Origin of the sequence: Stieleria tagensis, assembly GCF_024129865.1 — a bacterium.
Lineage (GTDB): Bacteria > Planctomycetota > Planctomycetia > Pirellulales > Pirellulaceae > Stieleria > Stieleria tagensis.
This window is the reverse complement of sequence record NZ_JAMYFE010000009.1, coordinates 16,523-28,375: the sequence shown is the minus strand read 5'-3', so window position 1 is coordinate 28,375 and position 11,853 is coordinate 16,523. Positions and strand designations below refer to the sequence as shown.

8 protein-coding genes are annotated in these 11,853 nt (G+C 59.1%); 4 read left to right on the top strand and 4 right to left on the bottom strand.

The genetic code is table 11. From position 1 onward, the window contains the following. Positions 1 to 257: 257 nt before the first annotated feature. The 4 genes from NHH03_RS01060 to NHH03_RS01045 form a co-directional block, all read right to left on the bottom strand. Positions 258 to 2,942, bottom strand: coding sequence for a prenyltransferase/squalene oxidase repeat-containing protein (locus NHH03_RS01060; RefSeq protein WP_261364009.1), 2,685 nt, complete (start codon positions 2,940 to 2,942; stop codon positions 258 to 260). Positions 2,943 to 3,004: 62 nt separating this feature from the next. Then, positions 3,005 to 3,439 carry an ExbD/TolR family protein gene (locus tag NHH03_RS01055; protein ID WP_253153821.1) on the bottom strand — a complete coding sequence of 145 codons (435 nt, stop codon included), beginning with the start codon at positions 3,437 to 3,439 and terminating at the stop codon, positions 3,005 to 3,007. Between the two features lie 3 nt (positions 3,440 to 3,442). Next, a complete protein-coding gene (locus tag NHH03_RS01050; protein ID WP_253153820.1) occupies positions 3,443 to 4,435 on the bottom strand; it encodes a MotA/TolQ/ExbB proton channel family protein in 993 nt (330 codons plus the stop codon). Continuing rightward, positions 4,432 to 7,719: a tetratricopeptide repeat protein gene (locus tag NHH03_RS01045; protein WP_253153818.1), complete on the bottom strand. Its 3,288-nt coding sequence runs from the start codon at positions 7,717 to 7,719 to the stop codon at positions 4,432 to 4,434. Before NHH03_RS01045 ends, NHH03_RS01050 begins: the two co-directional genes overlap by 4 nt. Positions 7,720 to 8,036: 317 nt before the next feature. Here NHH03_RS01045 and NHH03_RS01040 point away from each other — a divergent pair, with 317 nt between their 5' ends. From NHH03_RS01040 to prmC, 4 genes are all read left to right on the top strand, one after another. Further along, positions 8,037 to 9,029: an NAD-dependent epimerase/dehydratase family protein gene (locus NHH03_RS01040; protein WP_253153816.1), complete on the top strand. Its 993-nt coding sequence runs from the start codon at positions 8,037 to 8,039 to the stop codon at positions 9,027 to 9,029. Between the two features lie 224 nt (positions 9,030 to 9,253). Beyond that, positions 9,254 to 9,493, top strand: coding sequence for a 50S ribosomal protein L31 (rpmE, locus tag NHH03_RS01035; RefSeq protein ID WP_253153815.1), 240 nt, complete (start codon positions 9,254 to 9,256; stop codon positions 9,491 to 9,493). A gap of 178 nt (positions 9,494 to 9,671) precedes the next feature. Beyond that, positions 9,672 to 10,751: a peptide chain release factor 1 gene (gene prfA / locus NHH03_RS01030; RefSeq protein ID WP_253153811.1), complete on the top strand. Its 1,080-nt coding sequence runs from the start codon at positions 9,672 to 9,674 to the stop codon at positions 10,749 to 10,751. A 44-nt stretch (positions 10,752 to 10,795) separates the two neighbouring features. Beyond that, positions 10,796 to 11,674, top strand: coding sequence for a peptide chain release factor N(5)-glutamine methyltransferase (prmC, locus tag NHH03_RS01025; protein ID WP_253153810.1), 879 nt, complete (start codon positions 10,796 to 10,798; stop codon positions 11,672 to 11,674). Positions 11,675 to 11,853 lie beyond the last annotated feature (179 nt).

Here is an 11,853-nt window from a genome sequence, read left to right as displayed (position 1 = left end):
GTGGCCGTCAGGCCACGGAAAACCAACTCTTCCCAACAACAGCCCAGCGGGCGACACAAGCAAATGTGCCGCCCTGCGGGCTCACTTCAACACGCTCAAAACAGTCCGGTTGCTGACGCAACCGGCAAACGATGTTTCGGCCTCCGGCCTAATCCAAACGCCCCCGTCCGCGACATCGCAATCCTCCACAGGCCGAAGGAATCCTCCGCAGGCCGGAGGCCGGCAGATCCACTGCCGTGGCCGTCAGGCCACCTGCACTACTCGCCGGCGGTGTCTTCGTAGATCGGCAGGTGCCGGTAATAAACTTCCAGATTCAACAGATTCATGGTCGTCACATACAGCCGTCCGGCGTGAGTGCTCCAACGATCGGGCACGGGTAATTCCGGATCCCAGGAGCCGGCTTCCGGGCCCGTTTTGATTTGGGTTTCCAACAACAGCGGATTCAGAAAACGATTCCATCGGTCCCAATAGTCACCGCCCATGTGAAACATGAATTGGGTGGCGTAATACCAATAGTAACCATCGCGTCGCGGTCGTCGGCGATCTCCCAATTGTGGCGGATACTTCAACAGGTACTCGGCGGCCGACTGCATTGCCGGTTCATCGCGGCGCCAGCCGTTGTACATTCGCATCAACATCCCGACCGCAGTCATCGTCGGGGTGGGAACCCGGCCGTGACGCTGCTGAGGCGTATCGAGTGCAAAGGGGTTGTAGCGATAGCGATCCAGTCGGTCTTCGCTTTCGCTGGACAGCGACAACCAATGATCAATTCCATCGTAGCTGGCTTGGGAAACATCCAGACCGGATAGTTCGCCACTTTTGAGCGCCATCATCATCCATCCGGTCACGCTGGTATCACTGCTGACCTGTGGCGAGTAGCGCCAACCGCCACGCTCTCGATGTTGCGTGGCCATCACATAGTTCAGAGCTTCCTGGGCGGATTGGCGAAGCTCGCGATCCTGCGTCATCCCATAGGCTTCGCACATTGCCAGCGCGGCGATGCCGTGCGAATAAAACATCACATTGCGGTCACTGATCTCGTTTTCACTGCGATACAGGTTGCCACTGGTGCGTTGATTGTCGATCAGAAATTTCAACCCTTTGCTGACCGTTTGCGCGTATTGATGTTGGGTGTGGGTGTAGCCGGCGCCCTGGAATGCCAACAGACACAACCCGGTGGCGGCGGTGTCACTGCGCAGCAACACCGCATCGCCGTGTCCTTGCAGCGACCAGCTACCGTCGTCGTTTTGCACACTGGCCAGAAACGCCAATCCACGTTCGATGGCTTCTTCGGTTGCCGGGCCGCCCAATCCCGGCGCGCTCGACGCGTTTCCACCACTGGTCCGCATCACCCGTCGCGAAAATGATTCGACCGCCGCGATTTTGGTCCCCGCCGGTGTCGCCGGCCCACCGATTTGGCGGCGTGGTCTGGCCTGGCGTGGCAATTCCATCGCGGCGATTTCGGGTTGCATGTCGCTGGGGGTCAAACCGGCGGCGGGTGCCGGCACCTGACTGATGCCGACCGGCCCTCGATCCGCCAACAAATCCAGTTCCAAACCGGGCGCGCCACCGGCCGCTAAATCCGGCGTGACCGAACCGCCGTCATCGTCCCGCCGATCCGCTAACGATTCCGACGCACCAAGCCGATCTTCCATCGCCTGGAACGTCCCCGACCCTTGCGTACCGGCCGAACTTGCGGGGATCGATTCGGCTGGGTTGATCGAACCGATCGGTGCGGCGCCCTGGGCCACATTGATGCGTCGTGAACGTCCCGGTGCCCGCGCGGCCGGCCCGGCATCGACATCGGGTGCGCCCGCCGCTGCCGACAGGGTGTTGCGCGCGATCGCCGAGCCACCGGTCGGTTCGGGCTGTGTCTGGTCGGCCATGAAACTAGGGGCTTGGCCGGTGGTCATTTGCGCGCCGGTGGTTTCACCACTTCGCTGCGTCGGCATCTCGACCGGCGACAACATCATCGACGCGTCGGCGGATTGCCGCGCCACGGACACCGTGACCGGCGCCGGTGCTGCGCCGGCGACGGCTGCCGGGCGAGCAACATTGCGCGAGCGGCGTGCCTGTGCCAAACCCGCATCACCGATCGTCGGCAACGCTTCGGTTGGGCTTTGCGAAGCCGCGGTGGGTGTGAGCGCTCGGGGCTGGATAGAATTCGTTGCTTGAGGACCGACCGCAACGCGATCCAACCGACTGGGCGCCTGACGCGAAGCACTCGGTGACGAAGCATCCGCCAGCTTGCGTTCACTCGGCGCGGCCTTTGCTGGCTCGGTCATCTGCAGGGCAGGGGAGGGCACTTCGATCGCGGCCGACTGGGGTTTGGGCGCCGTTTTTGGGGTGACCCGACGTGCCAATTTTCCCGGCGCGTCGGCCGGCATGGGCTGGGCCGCGCTAGGCTGCTGACGCTCCATCAAATACTTTTGCATCGGCTGCGTTTCCGGCTGCTTCGGCTTGGGAACCTCCAATCGAGCCTGTGAGCGTTCGACCGGCGGCAGTTGCCGCTGTTCTTTGGGAATCACCCGCGACTTGGTTTCTGCCTCGACCGGTTTCGACCAATCCGGTGACTCTTTGGATTCCTTGGGTGCCTGAAACAGATGTTCGGGAACGGTTTTGCGGATCGGCGTCCGCTCCCGTTTTTCCCCTTTGGAAACCAGGGGCTGATAGGCCGAAAACACCACATAGTGGATTGCAAAGATCAACAACAACAGGTGCAGCGAGACACTGAACAGGAATCCCAACTGAATCGATTTGCGAAAGTACTGCGATGTCAAACGCCGCAGCACCAGGGCGAGCGCCAACGAGACACAGGGCACCGCGATCAGGTATGTCTTGGCGTTGTACAGCAATCGTGGATCGTCAAAACGAAACTGGGTGACGATCAAAAACAACACCAACCCACCGAGCGCAACGGCCGACACATCCAGCGGCCACATCCGCCCTGAATCGGCCGGTTGGTTGTCAACACGGTGGTTGGAGTTGGATTTCACGGATCGATTCACTCGACTGCGGCTTCGCCAGGGCCTTCCTGTGTGGTCACGGAGTAATCGCTGATGCCCGTTCGATTGCAGACATCCATCACGCTGACGACCGGTTGAAACGATGCCTCGCGGTCGGCGCGGATCACGGCCGACTGGTTGGTGGGGTTGCTGGCCACACTGGCCTTCAACAATTTTTCCAGATCCTCCAACGATGTTTTCTGACCGCGCAGAAACAACTGGCCGGAGGAATCAATGTCGATCACGATCTCACGCGGTTTGCCGACCATCGGCACGGCACTGGTCGCCGTCGGCAGCACAATATCAAGCCGGCGCTCTTCGTCTTCGAATTCACTGGTGACCAAGAAAAAGATCAACAACAAAAACACCACGTCAATGAGCGGTGTCAGACTGAGGGTTCCGGCGACGCTGGAGCGTTTGATCTGGACGGCCATCGCTCAGCTCGCTTTGACAGGTTCGCCCGATGCCCGCTGCACACCGTCGGCATGCGGGGGTGGGACGGGCGGCGGAACGGCACCGCTGGAGACCCCATCGATGGAATCCATGGGCACCAATTCACCGGAACCATCCAACCGGCGGCGTCCGCTAAAGCGTGCCAGTCCCGGCGCCAAATCGAACGCCAACTGTTCCAGATCATGAAACAGTTTGGCGACTCGGTTCTCCAGGTACTGAGCCAGAATGGCTGCGGGAATGGCGACGACCAAGCCGGCCAATGTGGTGACCAGTGCGGTGTAAATGCCTTCGGAAAGCTGCTCACTGCGAGACCGGTCGGCCGACAGCGAGGTCGATTCGTGGAACGCCACGATCATTCCCCAGACAGTGCCCAATAACCCCATCAAGGGCGTTGCTGCGGCGGCCAGACCCAACCAGCGGATGGGCGCTGCATAGCGATCCGCCTCGCGGCCGATCGTTTCACTGGCGGTGCGCTCGATTTCCGCCAACGGCTGACCGGTCCGCATCAACATCGCGCCGACCACGCTGGCCGTCGGCGAAGGGTTTTCCAAGCAAGCCTGGTAGCATTTTGGTGGGTCGAATGAGTCGATCGGATCCGCACTGTCTCGCAGCTCACGCACCAACCGGCGCGGCAGAATTTTCCCCCGCCGCAGACTCAGAAACCGTTCGACCGCCAGCGCCACCACCAACAGACTCATCAAACCGATCGGAATCATGAACCGCCCGCCGCTTAGGATCAGCGACAGCATGTCGATCCCGGACGGTTCGACAACCGGCGGCGCGGTCTCGGCTTGCTCGGCATTCATCACCGCTTGAATGTCGGCGGCATTGATCGGCGGTTCGTTCTCCTGTTGGGCTGACGCGTCGGCCCCACACAGGCAAGCCGCCATCACAACGACGAACAACCACCCCACAGAAAGAACGCGTTGTCGCCCACTGGACCGGCGAAGATCGATATGGATGTCTGTCGAATTCACGATCGTTGCAGCGCCTCCAGACGCTCGGCGGATTTCTTGGCCAGGTCATGCCCCGGGTGTTTTCCAACCACGTACTGGTAGAACTGCGTTGCAAATTTCAGAGCACTGCTTTTGGCTTCAGGCGTGCGTGCCGATTGCATCAGTAGCTCACTGCAACGCCCGGCTTCGAACCCGCTTTTGGCTTGCCAATTCTTGATCTCGTCCGCCGCCTGTTCTCCGCCAAAGCCGTACATCACACGTTGGAATTCAGGGATCGCTTGGTCGAATTGTTTTTCGCCAAAATGAATCTCGCCCATCATGAACCGGGCTCGCGCACCGACTTCGCTGCGGCGGTATTGCTCGGCGACTTGGCCAAAGTATTTCAGTGCCTGGGGCAGATCATTTTTTTGCTGGTAGGCGAACCCGGTTTCGTAAAAGACCTGTGGCAAATAGGCCGTGGCCGGAAAACGTTGTTTCAATTCATCGTACCAACCGATCGCGTCGTCCCACTGTTTCAATTGGGCCGCCGACTGGCCGCCGTGCAGCAGAATCAATTCACGGACCTGGCGTTCGGCAGGGTCGCGGACGGTGTCCGCATTGTCATCGGCGAGTTGAATTTTTTCACGACCGGCCACATAGGCTGCCAATGCGGGTTCGTATTGGCCCTTTTTGAACAAGCATTCACCGGCCATCATCACCGCATCAATCGCCAGTTTTCCGCTGGGATGTTTGCTCGCTTGTTGCTCGAACGCCTGTTTGGCTTGGTCCAGTTTGCCATCCTTGTAAAGCGACCATCCCAATCGATAAAGCGCCTTTTCACCCATGGCGTCATCGGTGGTTTGATCCGCAGCGATACGAAAGTGATCGGCCGCCTCCGCCCACTCACCGGCACTGTATTCTTGTTGCCCCACAAAGTAGGCCGCCTCGGCTGCCAACGGCGTGTCAGGAAACTGCTTTAGCAATTTGACGAACTGTTCAGCGGCTTTCGGGTCATCCCCGGACTCTCGTAGCGACCACCCCAATTCGTACAGGACTTTGTCCATCGCCGGGTAGTCGGGGACTTTCTGAACCAATTCGTTTAATCGCGCGACGACCTGGTCATGCCGGTCCTGTTTCTGATCGACCAAAGCCAGCTCGTACAATGCATGCCCCAGGTTGTTGCCGGTCGGCTTGAGCTCCAGATACTTCGTTAGATCCGATTTTGCCGCATCCAGATCACCGACACTGCGATTGGAAATCCCACGTGCCAACAGCGCGTCATCGGTCAACGGATGGTTTGGCAAATCCGTCACGATCTTGCCGAGTGTTTCCACCGCCTGTTGATGATCGCCTTGCTGCATCTGAGACCATCCGAGCCCGTAAATCGCATAGGGAATCAAGCCGGTGTCCCGATCCGCGGCAATGATCTGGTCGTATAACTTGATCGCCGCCGGGTGATCGCCACTGTTACTGGCCAGTTGCGCCAATTTGTAGCGAGCTTGGTCCGCCATCGCCGAATCCGATTCGCGTTCGACCAATTGCGACCAAGTCTGTTTGGCTTGCGCGGAATCACCCGCCGACAGCAACGCGGTGCCTTGCAACAACAGCGATTCGCCGGCTCGCGACCACTGCGGGTCAGCCTTGGCGGCAGCGGCAAATGCCTTGGCCGCGTCGGCGGGTTGGGCGGACAACAACTGTGCCTGCCCAATCAGAAATTCGGCTTCGGCCTGTTGCGCCGGCAGCTTGAAACCGGCTTGTTCGGATCGCAACAACTTGATCGTGTCAGCAAACGCTTTGCCGGAATTCATCGCGACGGCGGTCCGCAACACCCACAGGGGCCGCTGCAAGTTGTCCGCCGGCGCTTGCTCGAGCAATTGTTTGTAGTGCTTGATGGCCAGATCGGTCTTGCCCATCAACAAATCGCTTTCGGCGATGATGAAACGCACATCCGCAGCCAGCGCGTCATTGGGAAAGGCAGCCAGGAACTCCGACGCCAAACCATTGGCTTGGTCGAATTGGTTCAACTGCAGCGCCGAGAACGCGGCGTTGTAAAGCGCGCGTGGCGCCAGTGGGTCATCCGGTGCATCGCGAAAGACCTGCTCGGCGATTTGGATTGATTCGCCGGTCGTGTCGGGATTCATCGCCAATGCTTCGGCCAAATCAACTCGCAGGTCCACTGCGAAATCGCCTTCCGCGCCGGATTTGATTTGCTGACGGGCGACCGAGATGGCTCCCGGCGCGTCTTGAGCGGCCAGTCGGATCCGTGCCAACCAGTGTGCGGCTTCCGTCGCGGCGGCAGCGTTGTTCTGTGTCAACACTTTTTCAAACCGCTCAGCCGCCTGCTCCGTTTGACCGCCACGATAAAAGCTTTGCCCCGATGCCAAGGTCGCGTTGGCAGCATAGGGTGAATCCGGAAACTCGTTTTGCAGGCGGTCGTAGAGCGCTCCGGCCTGGGCGGGTTTTTCGTCTTGCACCAAAGCGTAGGCCTGGCGAAAGATCGCGTAACTTTTATCGGCGTCCTGCTTGGACGATGCGATCGCTTTTTCGAACGCCTCCACCGCTGCGGGGAACTGACGCTGCATGATCATCAGATCGCCCAATCGCAGTTGCACATCGACCGCCAGCTGGCCATCGGGACAATCACTCAACAGTTGCTTAAACGACGCCACCGCTTTATCGGACTGCTTCAGTTCTTCCTGAGCGATTCCGCGGGCGTACAGAGCGTCACATCGCAGCGGCGAATCCTTGGCCGCCGGCAGTGCCAGAAAACGATCGTACAGATCGACCGCTTCCTCACGCCGTCCCAAACCATACGCCGCTTCGCCGCTGTAGAAGTAAGCGCGATCGATATAGTCGCTCTTGGGATTCTCCTTGCGCAACAAATCAAACGTCGCAATGGTTTGTTTGAGCTTCTCTGCATCACGCTGGGGACCATCGCCGGCCGAGGCGTAATAGCACCAACCCTGGTTTGCCAAACTCTCCTCTCGCAACTCGTATTCTTTGTCCGTCAGCGCGACGGAAAACGCTTTGGCCGCAGCGACGTAGTCCGGTTTTTCTTGCTGCATGTAGCAGACACCCAAATAGTGCGCTGCTTTCGAAGCCAGATCGTCGTCGGGGTAGGTCTGCAAGAACTTGTTCCAACTTTCGATGGCAAGTCCGAGCGCACCACTGGTTTGAAAATTGGCCGCGTCGGCATACAACGCAATCGACTCTTCCGTCGACTCCGCTGCGGCAACCCTTTGGTTTGGCGACACGGTCAATGAAACGACGCACCCGGCAAGGAGCATCGCGGTAGCAACAAATCGAATCGATCCAGCAGCAGGCACGGCGACGATTGGGGCAGGATGAAACCGAAGGGCAAAGAAAACGTCAGCCACAGTTTAACGGTGTCCGCTAGCAGTCGATAGTTCGCCGCCCGGATTACCCAGTCCACAAAGTCGCACCGAAAGTCCACTTGGGACGATTCAACACCATCATTTCACGGGTTTTTGGCGTTTATTGCGTCGGTAGCACCACCGAGTGAACCGATCGCTTCCCTCACGACGTATGGGTAAGCTTGCATCCTGTGCCGGCAGAGACACCTTTGCGATTTGCACCCCGCTTCCGGCCGCCTCACCCCACCGTCAACCGATTTTTTGCCCCGATGCCAAGCAGTTCCAACCAGCCAACCAATTTGATCACCGGCGGCGCCGGGTTTATCGGGTCCCACCTTGCCCAACACTTGCTCAACCGCGGTGAAAAGGTCCTGATCGTCGACGATTTGTCGACCGGCCAGGCTTCCAACCTGGAATCGTTCATCGATCACGAGAACCTGGACTACATCGAAGGCACGGTGGAAGACGATCGCTTGGTGGCCGAGGCCGTCGGCCGCGCCGATGTGGTTTACCACCTGGCCGCAGCGGTCGGTGTCGCGTTGATTGCCAAACAACCCATCCAGACCATCGAGCGGAACGTTTACCCGACGCAATTGATCTTGGACCGGTTGGGCGAACGTGCCCGACGCGGCAAACAGGTGCCTTGTTTCATCGCCAGTACCAGCGAGGTCTACGGCAAAAACCCCAAACCGGTCTGGTCCGAAGAAGACGACTTGGTGTTCGGGGCGACCACCAAACCGCGTTGGAGCTACGGCGTGTCCAAGGCGATCGACGAGTTCCTGGCGTTGGCGTTTTACAAGGAGAAACAGTTGCCGGTCGTCGTCGGCCGGTTCTTTAACGTCGTCGGACCGCGGCAGACCGGAGCCTATGGAATGGTGCTGCCGCGGTTTGTCAGCGCGGCGTTAAACGGAGAAAACCTGGTGGTACACGACGATGGCGAGCAGATCCGCTGCTTTGCTCATGTCGACGACGTGGTCGGCGCCGTGGTTCGCTTGGTCGACACGCCGGCCGCCCACGGCCGCGTCTACAACATCGGCAGCGACACGCCGGTCTCGATCCTGCAACTGGCCCAGCGGGTGATCGACCGTGTGAACCCCAACGTCAAAATCGATTTCCAATCGTACTCGGACGCCTACGACGAAACCTTTGAAGACATTCGCCGGCGGGTGCCCGATCTGACACGCATCGCCAACACCATCAACTACGCCGCAACAAAAGACTTAGACGCCATCATCGATTCGGTAGCCTCCTCGATGCGATAGTCCACCCCCGCTGGTGTGGAGGATTTATCCGACTCTGCACGATTCTGCCCGAGCCCCAAACCCGGTCGGATAAATCCTCCACACCAACAGCCAACCGAGGGGCATTGGCAATTGATCAGACAGCCCTTGCCGAATCGGTGCTGCATTGCCTATTCTGTGGGGCTTCGCGGACCTGTACACCAGCCAGCCCCGCTTGCACCCTTAGAAAACAACGAGAACGTGCCATGAAAGAAGGCATCCACCCCAAGTACGAAGCCACCAGCGTCAAATGCGGTTGTGGCAATTCCTTCGACACCCGCACCGTGCGTGGCGGCGAAATGAAGGTCGATATCTGCAACGCCTGCCACCCGTTTTACACCGGCAAGCTGAAATTTGTTGACACCGCCGGTCGAATCGACAAGTTCCAAAAGAAATTTGCCGCCGGTACGTACGGCAGCTTGAAGTCGAAAAGCAAGAAAAAATAGCGATTCGATCTTTGCCGATCGATCTCTCGCACACCGCTTGGCCGGCATCGGCCGCTTGGCAGTCACGCAGAGAATCGACGACAGGCTACGCACTGCCGCATGGTCCGAGCCCTTCTGCCGGACCATGCGGTTTTTTCTTGTCCCTGACTCACCCTCTTTTTAAGCCTCCCTGTCAGCCATGAGCAGCATCCGCGACCTGCTGGAAGAAAAACTCAACCGGTTCGAACAACTCGAACGTGACATGTCCGACCCCGAAGTAGTGGGTGACGGAGCACGGATGAGCGCCACGGCACGTGAACACGGCGGGCTGGCCCGATTGGCCGGAAAATATCGTGAGTTCAAACGACTGTCCAAGGAGATCGTCGGTTGCAAGACGATGGCGGCCGAAGCCGAGGACCATGAGGAAAAGGAGATGGCCGAAGCCGAAATGGCCGATCTGCGTAAGCAGCGCGAAGTGATCTGGGAAGATCTGCTGTCGATGACCGTCGGCGGCGAAGACAGTCATCGCACACGTTGTATCGTCGAAATTCGCGCCGGAACCGGCGGCGAGGAGGCCGCGCTGTTTGCCCGCGATCTGTTCGAGATGTATCGACGCTACGCGGAAATCAAATCGTGGAAGATCGAGATCATGGACAGCAGCGTCTCGGATATGGGCGGGTTCAAAGAAATCCTGCTGACCATGGAAGGCGAGAACGTGTTCCGCGATCTGGCCTATGAATCCGGCGGCCACCGCGTCCAGCGGGTCCCCGAAACGGAAACCCAAGGCCGAGTGCACACCAGTGCCGCCACCGTCGCGGTGATGCCGGAACCAGAAGACTTGGAAATCGATCTGAAGGCTGACGATTATCGCGTCGACAAATTTGGTGCCTCCGGGCCAGGCGGCCAGCACGTTAACAAGACCGAGTCGGCGATCCGGTTGACCCACCACGAAACTGGAATCGTCGTGCAGTGCCAAGACGAAAAGAGCCAGCACAAGAATTTGGCCAAAGCACTGCGGGTGCTGAAGGCTCGGATCTATGAAAAGAAACGTGAAGAGGAAGCCGCCAAACAGGCCGAACAACGCAAAGGCCTGATCGGATCCGGCGACCGCAGCCAACGCATTCGCACCTACAACTACCCGCAGAACCGACTGACCGACCACCGCATCAATTTGACGCTCTACAAACTGGATCAAATCCTGGCCGGTGATGTCCTACCGGTCACCGAAGCCCTGATCGAATATGACCGCGACCAACTGCGCGGCGACATGATCGACTGATCAATGGCTGACTTTCCGCCCCCTCTCACACCACCCAATGTTTGATGTCCGACGATCAATGGACCATCTTGCGCCTGCTGCAATGGACCACGGAGTTCTTTCAGAAACGCGGGAGCGACTCGGCGCGACTGGATGCCGAAGTGTTGCTCGCCCACGCGCGCTCCTGTAGTCGGATCGAACTGTACACCGCGTTCGAGCAGGAACCCAGCGAAGAACAGCGCGCGGCCTTTCGCGAACTGGTGCGGCGCCGCGGCGAGGGCACGCCGGTGGCCCAACTGGTCGGCTTTAAAGAATTCTATTCGCTGCGGTTTCGTGTCAACGAACACACCTTGATCCCACGTCCAGAAACCGAACACCTGGTGATCGAAGCGCTCGACTGCGCCAAAGCAATGACCGATCTGGACCACCCGCTGCGAATGGTCGACGTCGGCACCGGAACCGGCGCGATTGCGATCTCCTTTGCCGTCCATCAACCGGCCGCCGAAATCACCGCCATCGACATCAGCCAACCGGCGCTAGAGATCGCGCAATGGAATGCCGAAACACACTCGGTCGCCGATCGCATTCGGTTCTTGCACGGTGACTTGATGGCGTCACTGGATCCCCAAGAAACGTTTGACATCATCTGCAGCAATCCGCCTTACGTCAGCGAAAGCGAGTTTGCCGAACTGGAACCAACCGTTCGCCAACACGAACCCAAATCAGCGCTGGTTTCGGGCCCCAAAGGCACTGAAATCATCCAGCGTTTACTGGCCGAATCCTGTTCCCGATTGAATCCCGGCGGGCGGTTGATCATCGAACTCAGTCCGATGATCGCCGACGCAGTGGCGGAACTGGTGGGTGAATTCGATGAACTCGGCGAGCTGCGGTTTATCAAAGACCTGGCCGGGCACAAACGAATCGTGTCCGTTGCACGCCTTTAAAATCCTCGCAACACGAACCAGCCGCACTCCCCCCGTAGCTGATCCCGCCAGGGTTCAGACCCCCGTCTCCGCCCGTAGCTGATCCCGCCAGGGTTCAGACCCCCGTCTCCCCCCGTAGCTGATCCCGCCAGGGTTCAGACCCCGTCTCTCCCCGTAGCTGATCCCGCCAGGGTTCAGAC